We start from the raw sequence: 14,667 nt of genomic DNA on the forward strand, positions 1-14,667 counted from the left end.
GCGGCGGAACGTGCGCCGAGGCCCGGTCAGGCGCGCAGGAGCCGCACGTGCAGATCGGACAGCTCGGGGCCCGGCTCGATACCGTGCTGCTCGCGCAGCACCGATCTGATCTGCCGATAGCAGCTCAACGCCTCGGCCCGGCGGCCGGTGAGCCACAGGGCGCGCATGAGCTGCGCCCAGCGGTGCTCGCGCAGGCAGCCGTCGCCTACCAGGGAGCGCAGCTCGGGCACAACGGCCGCCGCGTCCCTGGCCAGCTCGGACTCGATGAGCCGGTCGCGGGCGACCTCCCTGGCCTCCGTCAAGGAGGCGCGGACCGGCGCCAGCATCCCCGTGGCGGGCACGTCGGCCAGCACCTCTCCGCGCCACAGCGCCAGCGCGCCGCGCAGCTGTGCGCGCGCCGCGTTCTGCTCGCCGTGCTCCAGTCTCTCCCCCGCGCGCTCCAGCGCCGCGCCGAAGGCATCCGCGTCGGTGTCGGCGGCGCCCGGTGGGGCGATCAGGCGGTAGCCGCACGACTGGCGCTCGATCACCGGCCCGTCCTCGTCACCGAGGAGGCGGCGCAGCCGCATCACGTAGTTGCGGATCAGGGCGGGCGCTGTCTCGGGCGGCTGGTTCGGCCACAGTTCCCCGACGAGCTCGGTGACGGGGAGCGCGGTGTCGCGCCGGACGACCAGAACGGCCAGCAGGTGCCGCTGCTTGGCCGCGCTGACCGGCTGCCACCGCTGGCCGCATCGGACCCGAAGCGGACCGAGGATCTGAAAACGCATGGGTGCCGGTCCCTCCCGTCGCGGCGATGATCGTTCGTCGGACACTGTGCGCCCCGGCGCGTAGCAGCCGCGTAGCGCCTGCGTGGACCACCGCGCCCGAGGGGTCGTCCGCGCCGTGCGGACCGAGAGGCCGGTCATTCCGCCCTCGCTCCGCGCCAGTTGATGGCGAACGAGTCTTTGAGCCGACTTCCGGGCCGGAGTTATCGTGACGCGCGGCCGGCGCAGCCACGCCGGCTTCCTGTGCTCGGAGGCTGTTGACGTGGACATCCGATTGCTCGGCCCGGTGGAACTGCACCGGGAGGACCGGCCGGTCGTCGTCGGGGCACCGATGCTGCGCACGCTGCTGGCCGTGTTCGCCGTGCGGCCCGGGCAGCTGCGCAGCGCCGCGAGCCTGTGCGACCAGCTGTGGGGCACGACACCGCCTTCCTCGCGTGCCACGTTGCGGACGTACGTGATGCGCCTGCGGAGGCTGCTGCCCGACGGCCGCCTGCGGAGGGTCCCCTCGGGCGGCTACGTGCTGGACGCGGCCCCGGAGGAGACCGACCTCGGCCGCTTCCGGACGCGACTCGCCCTTGCGCGCGGCCTCGCCGAGACACGGCCCGACGAGGCGTTGCGCGCCTACGAGGCCGCGTGCCTGCTGTGGCGCGGGGAGCCGCTGGCGGGGCTCGGTGACGGCCCGTTCGCCGCCGCCGAGGCTCCCCGTCTCGCTGCGCTGCGGCTCGACGCCCAGGAGGAGCGCTTCGCCGTTCACCTGAGGCTCGGCCGGCACGCGGAGATCCTGGACGAGCTGGCCGCCGAGGCCCGGGCGCACCACCTCAGGGAAGGGCTGACGCGCCACCTCATGCTGGCCCTGCACCGCTCCGGCCGCACATCGGAGGCGCTGGACGCCTACCGATCGCTGCGCCGGCGACTGGTCGAGGATCTCGGCATCGAGCCGGGGCACGAGCTGCGGGCGGTTGAGCAGGCGATCCTTCGCGCGGACCCGGCGCTGCTGCTCCCTGGTCCCGGCGCACCGCCGAACCTGGCCGCGGGCCCGCGTTCCAAGGCCGCCGCCCCGGCGCTCCCGGGGGCCATCGCCCCGGCGTTCCCCGCGGCCGTCGGCACGTTCGTGGCCCGTGCGGGGGAGTTGGCACTGCTGGGTGAGTGGCTGGACCCGGCGGCGACGGCGCCCGGGGTCTGCCTGCTGGACGGGCCCGGCGGGGTGGGCAAGTCGGCCCTGGCGGTCCTGGCCGCGCGGAAGTCGGCGGCGCGGTTTCCCGACGGGTTGCTCCACGTGGACCTGCGTGGGGCCGACCCGGACGACGCACCGCTCGACGTCGCTGTCGCCGCACAGCTGCTGCTCTCGCAACTGGGCGTGCCGATGCGGGAAGTTCCCCAGGAGGCGGAAGAGGCCGCCGCCCGCTTCCGCGTGCGCCTGCGCGGGCGCCGTTGCCTCGTGCTCCTCGACAATGCCAGGGACGCCGCCCAGGTGCGCCCGCTGCTGCCGGACGACGCGCCCGCCGTCGTGCTGGTCACCAGCAGGATGGCGCTGACCGGCCTCGCCGGCGGACGCCACCTCCACCTCGGGCTGCTCGACCGCGCGGACTCGGTCAGGCTGCTGCGGACCATCGCGGGACCGCGCACGGTGTGCGCCACTCCGGCGCAATGGGCCGAACTGGCAGGACTGTGCGGAGACCTGCCGCTCGCGCTGCGGATCGTCGCCGCCCGGATGGCGGCCAGGCCGGGTTGGGAGGTGGCCGAGTGGATCGCGCTGCTGCGCGACGAACGCGGGCGCATGGACCAGTTGCGCACCGCCGACCTGGACCTGCGGGCCGGTCTGATGGTCGGCATCGACCGCCTCGCCGGGAGCGAGGACCCGGCCGACCGGCAGGCGGCGGCCCTCTTCCCGCTGCTCGGCGTCCCGGCGCTGCACACCTACCGGCCCGCCTCGGCCGCGGCGCTGGCCGGCTGCACCCCCGCCGAGGCCGAGGACTCACTTGAACGCCTGACCGACGCGCGGATCGCGGACAGCCCGCGCAGCGGGGTCTACGTACTCCACGATCTGCTGCGTGCGGCGGCCAGGTGGCAGGCTGACCGCCTGCCGCCCGAGCACGCCAGGGAGCGGCTCGGCGCGCTGGCCCGCTGGTACCTTGGCACCCTTCACCGGGCGGGCACGCGGCTGAGTTCGGCCGGCTGGCTCAGGTCCCGGGTGCGTCAGGGCATCGCCCGGTTCCCCGACGGCGACGACTTCCCCGACTCCGAGTCGGCGCTGGCCTGGGCCGACACGGCGGTGCCCCAGGCGCTGACGCTCGCGGAGCAGTGCGCGGCACCGGAGTACCGGGATGGGACCGAGCTGGCCGGCCGCCCGCTGAGCACCTTCGGCCTCTCGGCCGCACGTGCCCTGACCGGCTACTTCGCGTTGCGGATGAACCTGCGCGACCAGCGGCGGCTGGCCACGCTGGTGCTGCGCACCGCCGAACGGGACGGCGACGCGTTCGCCCGCGGCTTCGCGCTCGGTCAGCTCGGAAAGGTACTCGGCCAGAGCGGCGACGTGGAGGGCGGGCTGCCGTTGCTCTCCGAGTCCTGGGACGTGCTCACCAGGATGGGCGAGGTGCGCGAGGCGATCGCGTCCGCCTCCAACCTGGTGGGCTGCCTGGGGCAGGCCAGGAGGCCGGAGGAGGCGATACGCGCCGGTAGGCGGGCCCTGGCCGCGGCGGAGTCGGCCGATCTGGTGGAGGCCAGAATCACCATCGGGACCAATATGGGGCACGCGCACTACCTGGCGGGCGACCTGGTGAGCGCCCGGCGGGTACTGATCGAGGTGTGCAGTGCGGCGCCGGAGCCGACCGCGGTGCTTTCCTCCACGCTGGCCAGCCTGGCGGCGTGCGAACTCGCGGCCGGGGACCACGCGGAGGCGGCGCGCTGGGCGCGGACCGGCCTCGCGCTCGTGGAAAGGCACCCGGTCGACCCGCTGTCGCGGGCGGAGTTGCACAGCCTGCTGGCCAGCGCGCTCAGAGTGTCGGGGGACGAACGGGCCGCGCGGGCGGAAAGCGCCGTCGCTCTGCGTCTCGTGGACGAGCTGAACGCCCGGGAAAACCTGCACCTGCGCATCCCGGACCCGGGACCGGCCTAGCCGAAACGCGTCGGAAGGCCACGCCCGGGGCTCTCCCGCGGCGACTTCTCATCCCCGCCGCCGGATGACGGCGTTCGGCTCCCCGGAACAGTACGGACGACACCTCATCCACACCAGGGACTTCACCGAAGACCACCCACAAGGGCTGAAGTCAGTGTCCCTGTGCCTCCGGGGCACTCATCGCCCGGTTCAAAACGTCCAGGTCCCACGCAGGCTCCCGCAGGTCGAGCCGGTTCGACGCCCGGAATCCATCCATCGCCAGGTGCAAGTGCCGGCGCCACATCGACGGTGCGACGTACTGCACGGTCCCGGAGACACGGCCACTCGCCCACACCACCACGAGCAAGTCGGCGCCGGTGACGTCGGGGCGCACGACGCCCGCACCCTGTGCGCGCAGCAGAACCTGTTGTGCGTGTGCACAGATCTCGTCGTGTGCAGCCTTGGTGCGGTCGTCGCCGGGGAACCTCCACGCCAGGAAGTCAGCGAATGCCCGGTCTCCGGCCTGGGCCGAACAGAGAACCTCCAACAGGTCGCGAAACGCCTCCCACGGGTCCTCCAAGTCGAACGAGGCCGCCACCTCGTCGATGACACGGCGCAACTTCGGTTCGAGCACGGCGTGGAGAAGGTCCAGGCGCGTGGGGAAGTGCCGGTAGAGGGTGCCGACCACCAGGCCCGCCTCCCGGGCGATGCCGTCGAGAGGGGCTGTCGCGCCTCGTTCAGCGAACGCGCGTCTGGCGCACTCGAGAAGCCGCTGGCGGTTGCGGTGGGCATCCCTGCGCGCGGGCGGCGGGTTCTCTCGGGGAGGCATGAGATCACCGTAGCAAAGGTGTGACGCACCTCAACTTTGAGCCATGTCTCATCTTTGCTACCGTCATCAAGCATCGAAACTGAGAGCATGCTCATTTTGAGGAGGCGATCCGACATGGCAAAGCTCAGCGGGAAGGTCGCGGTGATCACCGGCGCGACCTCGGGACTGGCACTCGCGACCGCTGAGTTGTTCGTCGCGGAGGGCGCGCACGTGGTCATCACCGGCCGACGACAGGACCAGTTGGACGCCGCAGTGGCCGCGATCGGCCACGATGTGACCGGTGTGGTCGGTGACGTCGGTGAGGTCGCCGATGTGGTCCGCTTGGCCGATGTCGTAGCAGCCGAACTGGGCCGGATCGACGTCCTCGTAGCGAGTGCCGGGGCCTGGACATGGAACGAGCCCATCGGCGACGTGACCGAGGAGTCGTTCGACGCCGTGTTCGGTGTGAACGTGCGCGGGACGTTCTTCACTGTGCAGAAACTCCTGCCATTGCTGTCCGATGGCGCCTCGATCGTGCTCATCGGGTCGGGCGCCGCGGAGAAAGGTGAGCCGGGAACCACGATCTACGCGGCGAGCAAGGCTGCTCTGCGGTCGTTCTCGCGGACCTGGACCACCGACCTGAAGGAGCGGGGAATCCGCGTCAACGTCCTCAGTCCCTCCGCGATCGACACCCCGGCGTTCGCGAACCTCCCGACGGGATTCAGGGATCGGATCGCCTCACTGGTGCCTCTCGGCCGCCTCGGTGCCGAACAGGAGATCGCCACCGCAGCGCTCTTCCTCGCGTCCGCGGACTCAAGCTTCGTCAGCGGAATCGACCTCCCGGTCGACGGAGGCATCGGCCAGGTCTGACACCGCCTCGGCCCACCGCCGCCATTCAGCGTCAGGTGCGCCGTCCGGGCGTGCGATGACCTGCACGTTCGCCGTGCTTCCTGTGCTACTGCGAGTGGTACGGCTGATCGGCGCGGGCTCGGTCGGTGGGGACACTCGACGAGCGTGTGCGGAGCGTCGAGCGTGGCAGGAGGCGGAACCAACGGGCCCCTTCGGTCGTCGGTGTGCTGGTGGAAACACCACGCCGACGACGAAGGGCCCTGCCTCGTCACCGCGCCCCCGCCTGCGCCGGAATTCCCAGCCGCCCTGGAATCGGACCCGACCGCTGCTGCGGATGGGGAGTGACGCCTGCCCTGGAAGCGCCTCGACAAGGTCCGCGACTGAGCCATTCGTACAGCCCAGGACTCCGGCGGACCAGGCACACATGCGGCCGAACATGGTCACGCCGTACCAGACGCGGCCCGAGGCGACGGTCAGGCAGGTCGCTGTCGAGGGGATCGCCCCCGAAACACTGCCGCCGAATACGCCGGACACCTCTCAGCCGACCGTCCCCCCGCGGCTCCGCGCGGTGGTGGCGGTCAAAGGCTCTTCAGCGAAGCGGCGCTGGGACTGCCGGCCTCCGCTGTGTACATCACCAGGGAGCAACCTGATCCTGGCAGGTCGAGGGTGTGCCGATCGATTGCCAGCTCACCCAGTGTGGGGTGATGCATGCTCTTTCGTACGCCAGGAATGTGGCGCACAGGGGCGCGGTGGCCTGGTGGACGCGACGCTTCGGTCAGCACATCTTCCGGTCGCAGGTCCTCGCGGCGGTGGCGGAGAAAGTCCGCGAGCTCCCAACTGCTCACTCCGTCCATGCTGCCACAGGCAGGGCCAGTCGAGCCTCGCACTGCCGGTCCGGGGCTTGGCTGTCCGTCCCGCGCCCCCGAATTGATGTGCATGCTGGTCCGGTCGGCCCGTTGACTACGAGGAGAAGCAGTGTCCAGCACACCTGGAGCCCCCTGTCGGCGGCCGTCGCTGCCGGCGGTCTCGCCGGGCTGATCGACGCACTCGAAAGGAAGGAGCACTGATGCCCCGCATACTCGTGACCGGAGGGACCGGAAAGACCGGCAGGACGCTGGTGCGATTGCTTCGCAACGTCGGCGTGCGGGCCCGGGTCGCCAGTCGGAGGACGGCCGCAGCCGATCCTGACGCTATCCGTTTCGACTGGGACGACCCCACGACGTTCGGACCTGCGCTCGATGGAATGGATGGGGCATTCCTGCTCGCACCAGTGGAAAGCGTGGACCCGCTGCCGCTGGTCGAGCCGTTCCTGCGCGAAACGCAGCGGGCCGGAATCCAACGCCTCGTGATGCTCGGCTCGGCCATAGTGCTGCCGAACGCGCGCAGCGCTGTTGAGTTGGCCGCTCGGGTTCAGGCTCAGCCCGGAGGGCTCGTACTCCGCGCATCGGGCTTCATGCAGAACTTCCTGCGCCCCCACCCACTGGCCGAGCGCATCCATCGATCCGGTGAGATCCGCACCGCAGCCGGTGACGGCGAGTTGGGCTGGGTCGATGCGCGGGACGTCGCGGCCAGTGCGGCCGCGCTGTTGGCCGACCTGGAGAGGGACGCTCGAAGCGACTACCTGATCACCGGGCCGCACGCTATGAGTTACCCGCGGGCGGCGCACATCATCACAGCGCAGACCGGCCGACAGGTTCGAGTGGAGCGCATAACGGAGAAGGAACAGGCTGCCGCCTACCGTGCTTCCGGGATGCCGAAGGAGTTCGCTGACGCCCTTGCAGCCGTTGAGCGTGGAATCAAAGAGGGACGCGAAGAACAGGTCAGCACTGCGGTGCTCGAACTGACCGGCCGCCCGCCGCGCGCCTTTGCCGAATTCGTCTCCGATCACGCGTACGAGTGGACGCGATAGTGCTTGAGCAGCAGAACTCGCACTCGGGTGGACATCCCGTGAAGAGCACAGTGCTGCATCATATGATGCGACGCCGCACCGGGTTGAAGGACGGAGCTGCTGCCGTTCGACGGTCAGCCCGCTCACTTGTGGATACCGCATGCCCCGGTGGTGCCGCACAGGCGACGAGCCGTCAGGCCCCACGCCTCCACGGGTTCACCCCCCAGTAGGCGTTCAGATGCTGTTGGCGATGCGCTCGTGGTCCCGTTCGCCCTCGCGGGTCTGGATACCGGCAGCGAGCAGCTTATGGGCGAGTTCTTTGACGTCGTCGCCGAACGCCGCGTACAGGCCCTCGTTCTCCACGACATATGCCCTGTGAGGGATGGGAGGAGCGATCGCGTCGACCGCGGCCTTGGTGATGGAGACGACCTCCGGCCGCAGGCCGGCGATCCGTCGGGCCAGGGTGCCGACGAATGCGTCGAGTTCCCCGGCGGGCAGCGCACGGTTGATCAGGCCGTAGCGTTCCGCGAGTTCCGCGCCCACGAGTTCGGCGCCGAGGATGAGCTCCAGCGCGCGGGCCCGGCCCGCCAGGCGCGTCATGTTCACCGTGCCGCCGCCTCCGGGGAGGATGCCCATCAAGGACTCAGGCTGCCCCTGCCCTGACGTGCCGATCGCCGCGAATCGCATGTCCAGGTACATGAAGAACTCGTTGCCCGCGCCACGCGCGAAACCCGCGAGCTTGCCGATGGTGACCTGCGGCAGCGAGCGGACCTCCTCGCTCAGCGCCTGGAGGATGTTCAGCCCCTCGGGAATGGCCGCGTCCGGTGCGGCCGCGATCGCGGCGCGGGTGGCCGCGGGCAGCGCGTCCGGGTCGGTGAGGTACGCCATGTCACCGTGCGCGATGAAGAACTCCGGGTCGGCGCTCTCGAAGACGATGACGCGGACGTCGGCGTCGTCACGCACCCGCGCCACGAACGCCCGCAGGGACGGCAGCAGGACCGCGTCCATCAGATTGAGCGGCGGGTGATCGATCGTCACCGTCGCGACCCCGCCCGAGACGTCGATCGTCAGGGCGGACAGGTCGTCATAGCTCATGAGGTGGCTCCACTTCGCAGAAGGCCGGCGCGTGACTGCGGCGCCGACTGGATGAGCGCCACGACTCCCAGCGTCGCGACTGACACTCAGTATCAGGTTAGGTTCTGAGGTGCATGTAAGCAAACAGGTGCGGCGCAGTACACTTGGTTCCATGAGTGCAGCACCCGTCGGTACCCGTGAGATCGGCCGCCACGCGGTACGGGCGGAGCTGGCCCGCGTGGCGTTCAACCGGTTCTGCCTCACCGGCTTCGACCAGGTCACCTTCTCCGACCTCGCCGAGGCCGCCGGAGTGTCGCGGAGCACCTTCCTGCGCTACTTCGGCACCAAGGAGGACGTGGTCCTGTTCGTCTTCGACCCCGTCGGTGACGTCATCGCCGACGCGCTCGACGCCGACCGAGCCGACGAGGACGACTGGAGCAGGCTGCGCAACGCCCTGGAATCAGCCGTGACCTTCCTCGTACGCGATGTCCAGCACCTCGTGACGATTCTCAGCCTCGTCGACCAGACCCCGGCCCTGTGCGCACGGCTCCGCGAAAAGCAGACCGAATGGCGGCCCAAGATCGTCGCCCGGCTGCGGGAGACGGCCTCCCCGGCCGACGAATCACCGGTCGTCGCCAACGTGCGCGCCGCGGCAGCGCTCGAATGCCTGTGGATCGTCCTCGGACAGTGGAGCGCGAACGGCGGCCGAGAAGACCTCGGCGACCTGCTGGACGCCGCGTTCGCCGCCTTCTCCACCCCGGCGCGCCCTCGGAGGGGCGCTCCGCTCTAGGTACCGACCGCTGATCACGATGGGGCCGACCGACTGCCCGGGGACGCCGCGTGCGTTCGTCGGTGACTGCCGAGGGAGCAAGTCGAACGCTTCGCGGTGACGATTCGCCGTCATCCGTGAGACCAGCGCGTACCCGGGGCCGGCCGTCTGGGGCGGCCGCCAACCGCGGTCTGCTCGACATCGTCGCGGCGCTGCGCTGGGTGTGGGAGAACGCCTCCGCCTTCGGCGGCGACCCGCGCAACGTCACCCTCTGCGGCCAGTCGGCCGGAGCGACCGTCGTCGGCGGCGTTCTCGCCACCCCGGAGGCCACCGGGCTGTTCCGCCGGGCGATCGTGCAGAGCGGCAGCGGGGAATCTCTCATGCGTGCGGTCGAGTTACCGATTACCGATGACGGCGCCGAGAGCGTGCTCGTACAGGTTCGGGAGACGGAGGCGGATCCTGAGCCGCTGGCGCCGGTCGTGCCGACGGGCCGGTGCGGTGCACCGGCCCGTCGGTGGGGTCCCCGCGTCAGTGGAGTCGTACGCGCCGCTGACGGGCGATGAGGACCGCCGCGGTGCCCGTGCCGAGCAGCACCGCGGTGAGGGCGACGGCGGTGCCGAGGCCGGACGTACCGGTCTGGGCCAGGCCGCCGCCCGGTCCCCTGTCGATCGGCGCCGGCGGGTCGGGCGCCGGGGGGTTGGCGGCGGGCGGGTTGGGCGCCGGTGGGTTCGGCGCCGGGTCCGTCGGATCCGCCGGGGGCGGTGTCGGGGCCTCCGGCTCCGGGATGTGCACGCCGGCGTCGATCGTGTGGTCGACGCCTCCCGGGGTGGCCGGCGCGGTGACCGGGGCGTAGCCGTTGCAGAGCCGGCCTGAGGTCGGCGGGGTCACGTTGGAGTCGTGGACCGTGTCGCCACCGGCGCGCGGCAGGGTGAACCGCAGGTCTGCGGCGGCCGGTTGGCCCGGTACCTCGCTGGTGTCCGCCGTGCAGACGTCGAACTGCACGGTGTAGTCGGCGCCGGGTGTCAGCTCGTACTCCGCGCCGACCCCGCCGAAGTAGTACTCGCCGGCGGCATCGGTCGTGGTCGTGGCGACCTGTTCGCCATCGGCGTCCAGGAGGTTGATCGTCGCGCCCGGCAGCAGGATGTGCCCCGGGTCCTGGAGGCCGTTGCGGTCGCCGTCGTACCAGACCACGTTGCCGATCTGGATCGGCGCGTTCGCCGCGGCGTACGCGATGTCGCCGAGGCCGCCGGCCTTGCCGAACCCGTTCTGGTTCGGGCCGACGAACTCGTACGCGTTCTCGACCGGGTCGTTGCCGGGGCCGAGGCCCGTGGCGACGTCGTAGTAGCCGGTTCCACTGGTGATGACCCGGCCGGCGGCGTCCATCTGGGTGCTGACGACCCACTGCTGCTGCGGGATGTAGGCGACGGACCCCAGGGCGGACTCCTGGTGCGGCCCCGGCTGGGTCGCGGAGCCGCCGTTCGGGAAGAAGTCGCCGGGGAAGTACTCGACCACGCTGCCGGACTGGGCCCCGTCGAGGGTCGGGTCCGTGGCGTGGTCGGGGCAGATGCCGGTGCCTTCCCAGTCGTATCCGCCGTCGGGCCGGGCGCAGGCCATGTTGATGTCGCCGCCCGACATCCCGTTCTGCGGGGTGTCGTTGCCCGGCCTCGGGTCGAGGCCGCCCCAGCTCACGATGTCCATGAACCGGTCGCGGAAGCCGAGGATCAGCGAGCCGTCGCGGGTGAAGGCCATGCTGGCCAGCGAGGGCTGCGGGTTGATCATCGCGCCGCCCACCTGGAAGGAGTCCCAGTCCGCCAGGTCGGTGTTCCACGGGTTCCAGTGGTTGTTCTGCTCAAGGCCGGAGTTGTTGGCGTGCACCTGGCCGCGTTCGAAGTCCAGCGGCTGGGACAGCACGGTGGTGAACTCCTCGCCGTCATAGGTCGCGACGACGGCCCTCAGGTCCGCGCGGTCCTGCGTGCTCTCGGCGCTGCACACGCCCCCGACGTACAGGCTGCCGTCGTGGGCGGCCACGCTGAACGGGCGCCAGTCCCCCGCCGACGCGCAGCCGGGGTCGGGGATCGGCACGGTGTCCTCGGGCTCCGATGCCGTGGGCCCGGTCGCGTCGAAGCTGACCAGGCTGCGGGTGAGGAGGTTCACGGCGTACAGGGTCGAGCCGTCCTCCGACAGGGCCAGGCCGCCGATGCTCTCCTTGCCCGGCGCGTCGGTGAACCCGGCGTCCTTGATCAGGTTGCCGGTGTCGTGCGGGGTCTCCGCGGCGTCCGGCACCGTCGCGAACAGCGCCGGATCACCGCCGTCGGCCGGCTGGACGTAGATCGCGCCGCCGCCCTCGGGCCCGTACTCGGTGTACCGCCGGGCGAACGCCGCCTGGAACAGCTGGTCTCGGTACCGGTCGTAGGCCAGTCCGTAGGTCGTGCCCACCTGGTCCTGGGTGTTGAGGACCTCGGGGCACGCCTCCTGATCGGGGCAGATGCCCCGGGCGTCCGTCCCGAACGCCACCAGTGCCCGGGTGTCCGCTCCGCCCGCGCCGCTCTGGATCGGCACGAAGTAGCGGGACTCGGGCAGTGCGTAGTCGGCCGGGTTCCAGACGCCGGTGGTGACCGAGTCGTCCTTGCCGTCCGAGACGTCCACGAACGAGGTGAAGCTGTCGAAGTGATTCGGCGCGGTCGAGGCGGGCGCCGCCCGCAGGTAGTCCTGGTACGGTTCCGGGACCGTGACGTCGACCCGGTACCGGCCGCCGGTCAGCTCGTCCGACGGCGGTACGACGACTCTTCCCGTGACGTCCGTGACGCCGGTGACGCGGTTGCCCTCCGGGTCGGTGACATCGACCCGCATCCCGCGCTGGGGCACATCCATGGTCGCGTTGATCACGCCGGTGCCGAAGAAGTCCCGCAGTACCTCGACGGTCAGGGTGCCGTCGGAGGTCGCGGCCTCGGCCTGTCCTGCGCCGGCCAGGGTCGTGCCCACGCCGCCCCCCACCAGGAGCACGCCGGACAGCCCCGTCCGCAGCAGTGCACCTAATCGCATAGCGCTCCCTTCGTCCTGGACTGACATGAGCCCAGCAACTTCCGCAGGTGAGACTACAGTTGATGGACCGTCATTTTTTGTCGATCGCGGAGTTCGAGGGCGCCTGGGCGAGAACTGTTATGCTCGCGCCGCGTGCGGAGCATGCGGAGTGGCAGGGCGCGGGGCGCCGAGGCGCGGAGCACCGACACCGGGCGGCGACGCCGGTGGGCGCGATTACGGTGGGCCGCGGCAGCCGTCGTCTGCGTCGCCGCCGCCGCGACCGGCGCCTTCATCCTGCTCCGCGACGGTGAAGAACGCGCCGCCCCGCGGGCGTTGACCTCGGACGAGGTGGACCGGCTGGCCGTCACGCGATTCCTGAACTACCAGGCCGGCGGCCGGGCGGTGACGATCGAGGTGCCGAACGTCGGCGGCGGGCTGGTCATCACCGCGTCGGTCGACTACCGCACCCACACCGGTTACGGGGTGGTGCGGGGGTCAGGGCGCGACGCGTCCAGCGACGGGCTGATCCGGTGGACGGGCAGCACCGTCCTCGTCCATCCCATGGCGGACCCCCCTGAGGTCGCCCCGGCGTCGCCGCCCGCGTCCGGTTGGCACAGCCGTCCACTGGTGACATCCGGGATGACGCTTGACAGCGCGCTGGCCATCGTGCTGGACCTCGGCAGCGACCGGCCGGACAACGCCGCGCTGCTGCCGCAGAACGGCGCCGCCTGGGTCGGGCGGGAGGAGGTGCGCGGCCACCGGACCGACATCATGAACGGGCCGCGCGCCCAGGCCGACGCGGAGGCAGGCGCCGAGTCCGGTACCGAAGGACCCGACGGCGGCACCGGCACCGGTACGTCGCGGTCGGTGCGTTACTGGATCGGCTCGGACGGCACCATGCACCGGGTCGAGGCCGGTATCGCCTCCGCGCCCGAGCCGGTGCTCTTCGACTTCGACACCCAGGCGTACGCCCCCGTCCCGCCGCTGCCGGAAGCCGCCCCGGCGCCGTAGCCCCCGCTCACGAGGTCCGCACCCGCGCGCCGTCGGCGAGCAGCGACGGCGGCGGTAGCGCGATGTCCTCGACGGCCGGGAGCTCCGGAACGCCCGGCACGGCGGTGACGCCGGCCGTCGCGGCCTCCGGGAGTTCCGGCTGCGGGCCCGGCGCGGCCACGTCGGTGAACGGAATGCCCGCGGGCGCCGCCGGGCCGCGCCAACTGCCGTGCGGCGTGGGGGATGTGGCGGGGACGGGGCAGGACGCGGTGGTCGCGAGGTCCGCGGGCACGGTCGTCCGCAGCTCGTTCCCCTCCAGGCAGTTGCCCTGCCCCCGGGTGGCGGTGGGGAACGTCAAGCCGACGTCGACGCCGTTGCCGGTGAAGGTGTTCTCCGTGATCCGGTTGCCGTCCGCCGTCAGGTCGGCGGTCGCGGTGATCACGAGCCCGGCGTTGGCGTGGCCGGCGACCAGGTTGCGGATGAACCGGTTGTCGCTGCCGCCGTCGACGCCGATGCCGATGCCCCAGCCGCCGTCGGCCTGTTCGGGCGTCCGCTGCTGCTGGTTGTCCGCGATCAGGTTGCCCGCGAAGACGGCGTCGCGCTGCGGGAGCAGCTTCTCCTGGTGGTCGGAGTTGGTGGTCAGTCCGACGCGGTTGCCGACGAGGCGGTTGCCGACCACGTACAGGTCGCCACTGGCGTTGGTGCCCTCGTAGCCGACCGCGTTGAGTTCCGAGACGTTGTCCCGCACCACGATCCGGCACGGCCTGCACTGGCCGACGTAGATGCCCGAGTCCGCACCGCCCGAGGTGTAGGAGTGCTCGATGACACCGTTCTGCGCGGAGAACGCGTAGATGCCGTACAGGCCGTTGCGGGTCGCGGTCACGTGCGACACCAGGAACGACTCCAGGAGGCTGACGGGTTCGTCGCCCGTGTCGTACCCGCCGCTCCCCGGCAGTGCGTCGACCGCCGCCGCGGAACCGGTGACCAGCACCCCGTTGTGCGTGTTGTTCCGCACGGTCAGGTTCTCCACGGCCACCCCGGGCGCCGTGACGACCACGCCGTTCGGCCGCCGCACCTGCCCGTCGATGACCACCCCCGCCCGGGACTCGCCCCGCAGGGTGACGCGCTCGGTGTCGATCCGCACCGACTCGTGGTACACGCCGGGCGCCACCAGGACCAGGTCGCCAGGCCGGGCCAGGGACACCGCGTCCGAGATGGTCGGCGCGTCGGCGGGCACCCGGATCGTCACCTCCGCGCCGTCAGGGCGCCGCCCCTCGTCGTCCGATCCGTCGCCGCCACCGCCGCCGCAACCGGTCACCAGCGCCGCCGCTCCCAGGGCAGCCGCCATCACGCGAAGAGCCAATCGAGACATGAGGGCAGTCTGACACGGCGTCAGTCCGCCGTTGCGTCGAA

11 protein-coding genes and 1 pseudogene are annotated in these 14,667 nt (G+C 71.4%); 6 read left to right on the forward strand and 6 right to left on the reverse strand.

From position 1 onward, the window contains the following. Window positions 1–26: 26 nt before the first annotated feature. Window positions 27–764 (reverse strand): AfsR/SARP family transcriptional regulator, encoded by a 738-nt coding sequence (locus LC193_RS09345; protein WP_226073252.1) that lies wholly within the window; start codon window positions 762–764, stop codon window positions 27–29. Between the two features lie 259 nt (window positions 765–1,023). On the opposite strand from LC193_RS09345, the gene LC193_RS09350 reads away from it, so the two are divergent. Beyond that, on the forward strand, window positions 1,024–3,876 hold the full coding sequence (locus LC193_RS09350) for an AfsR/SARP family transcriptional regulator (RefSeq protein WP_226073253.1): 2,853 nt from the start codon (window positions 1,024–1,026) through the stop codon (window positions 3,874–3,876). 151 nt (window positions 3,877–4,027) lie between these two features. On the opposite strand, the gene LC193_RS09355 is transcribed toward LC193_RS09350, so the two are convergent. Further along, complete coding sequence (locus tag LC193_RS09355; protein WP_226073255.1) at window positions 4,028–4,684, reverse strand: TetR/AcrR family transcriptional regulator; 657 nt, start codon at window positions 4,682–4,684, stop codon at window positions 4,028–4,030. A gap of 114 nt (window positions 4,685–4,798) precedes the next feature. Between LC193_RS09355 and LC193_RS09360 the strand changes: the two genes are divergently transcribed. Then, window positions 4,799–5,533, forward strand: a complete 735-nt coding sequence (locus tag LC193_RS09360) for an SDR family oxidoreductase (protein ID WP_226078528.1) — start codon at window positions 4,799–4,801, stop codon at window positions 5,531–5,533. A gap of 557 nt (window positions 5,534–6,090) precedes the next feature. Here LC193_RS09360 and LC193_RS09365 read toward each other — a convergent pair. Beyond that, the gene (locus LC193_RS09365; protein WP_318842138.1) at window positions 6,091–6,450 is read right to left on the reverse strand and encodes an MmyB family transcriptional regulator; all 360 of its coding nucleotides are present in this window, start codon (window positions 6,448–6,450) and stop codon (window positions 6,091–6,093) included. Window positions 6,451–6,578: 128 nt separating this feature from the next. Here LC193_RS09365 and LC193_RS09370 point away from each other — a divergent pair, with 128 nt between their 5' ends. Further along, window positions 6,579–7,421, forward strand: coding sequence for an NAD(P)H-binding protein (locus tag LC193_RS09370; protein WP_226073259.1), 843 nt, complete (start codon window positions 6,579–6,581; stop codon window positions 7,419–7,421). Between the two features lie 213 nt (window positions 7,422–7,634). On the opposite strand, the gene LC193_RS09375 is transcribed toward LC193_RS09370, so the two are convergent. Next, entirely contained in the window at window positions 7,635–8,495 is an 861-nt protein-coding gene (locus LC193_RS09375) for an enoyl-CoA hydratase/isomerase family protein (protein WP_226073261.1), read from the reverse strand. 151 nt (window positions 8,496–8,646) lie between these two features. Here LC193_RS09375 and LC193_RS09380 point away from each other — a divergent pair, with 151 nt between their 5' ends. Both LC193_RS09380 and LC193_RS09385 read left to right on the forward strand, forming a co-directional pair. Next, window positions 8,647–9,264 carry a TetR family transcriptional regulator gene (locus LC193_RS09380; RefSeq protein WP_226073263.1) on the forward strand — a complete coding sequence of 206 codons (618 nt, stop codon included), beginning with the start codon at window positions 8,647–8,649 and terminating at the stop codon, window positions 9,262–9,264. 149 nt (window positions 9,265–9,413) lie between these two features. Continuing rightward, window positions 9,414–9,614 (forward strand): annotated as a pseudogene (locus LC193_RS09385) (carboxylesterase family protein); the annotation flags it as partial. Between the two features lie 157 nt (window positions 9,615–9,771). On the opposite strand, the gene LC193_RS09390 reads toward LC193_RS09385, so the two are convergent. Continuing rightward, window positions 9,772–12,285 (reverse strand): SdrD B-like domain-containing protein, encoded by a 2,514-nt coding sequence (locus tag LC193_RS09390; RefSeq protein ID WP_226073265.1) that lies wholly within the window; start codon window positions 12,283–12,285, stop codon window positions 9,772–9,774. Between the two features lie 141 nt (window positions 12,286–12,426). Between LC193_RS09390 and LC193_RS09395 the strand changes: the two genes are divergently transcribed. Then, entirely contained in the window at window positions 12,427–13,275 is an 849-nt protein-coding gene (locus LC193_RS09395; RefSeq protein WP_226078529.1) for a hypothetical protein, read from the forward strand. A gap of 7 nt (window positions 13,276–13,282) precedes the next feature. Here LC193_RS09395 and LC193_RS09400 read toward each other — a convergent pair whose 3' ends face one another. After that, window positions 13,283–14,626 (reverse strand): right-handed parallel beta-helix repeat-containing protein, encoded by a 1,344-nt coding sequence (locus tag LC193_RS09400; RefSeq protein ID WP_226073268.1) that lies wholly within the window; start codon window positions 14,624–14,626, stop codon window positions 13,283–13,285. Window positions 14,627–14,667 lie beyond the last annotated feature (41 nt).

This window comes from Streptomyces marincola, from assembly GCF_020410765.1.
Taxonomy (GTDB): Bacteria; Actinomycetota; Actinomycetes; order Streptomycetales; family Streptomycetaceae; genus Streptomyces; species Streptomyces marincola.

Excerpts from the sequence above, each read along its gene's own strand:
- LC193_RS09390 (WP_226073265.1), bottom strand. The coding sequence starts at position 12,285 with ATGCGATTAGGTGCACTGCTGCGGACGGGGCTGTCCGGCGTGCTCCTG.
- LC193_RS09380 (WP_226073263.1), top strand. The coding sequence starts at position 8,647 with ATGAGTGCAGCACCCGTCGGTACCCGTGAGATCGGCCGCCACGCGGTA.
- LC193_RS09375 (WP_226073261.1), bottom strand. The coding sequence starts at position 8,495 with ATGAGCTATGACGACCTGTCCGCCCTGACGATCGACGTCTCGGGCGGG.
- LC193_RS09400 (WP_226073268.1), bottom strand. The coding sequence starts at position 14,626 with ATGTCTCGATTGGCTCTTCGCGTGATGGCGGCTGCCCTGGGAGCGGCG.
- LC193_RS09395 (WP_226078529.1), top strand. The coding sequence starts at position 12,427 with ATGCGGAGTGGCAGGGCGCGGGGCGCCGAGGCGCGGAGCACCGACACC.
- LC193_RS09365 (WP_318842138.1), bottom strand. The coding sequence starts at position 6,450 with ATGCACATCAATTCGGGGGCGCGGGACGGACAGCCAAGCCCCGGACCG.
- LC193_RS09360 (WP_226078528.1), top strand. The coding sequence starts at position 4,799 with ATGGCAAAGCTCAGCGGGAAGGTCGCGGTGATCACCGGCGCGACCTCG.
- LC193_RS09355 (WP_226073255.1), bottom strand. The coding sequence starts at position 4,684 with ATGCCTCCCCGAGAGAACCCGCCGCCCGCGCGCAGGGATGCCCACCGC.
- LC193_RS09370 (WP_226073259.1), top strand. The coding sequence starts at position 6,579 with ATGCCCCGCATACTCGTGACCGGAGGGACCGGAAAGACCGGCAGGACG.
- LC193_RS09345 (WP_226073252.1), bottom strand. The coding sequence starts at position 764 with ATGCGTTTTCAGATCCTCGGTCCGCTTCGGGTCCGATGCGGCCAGCGG.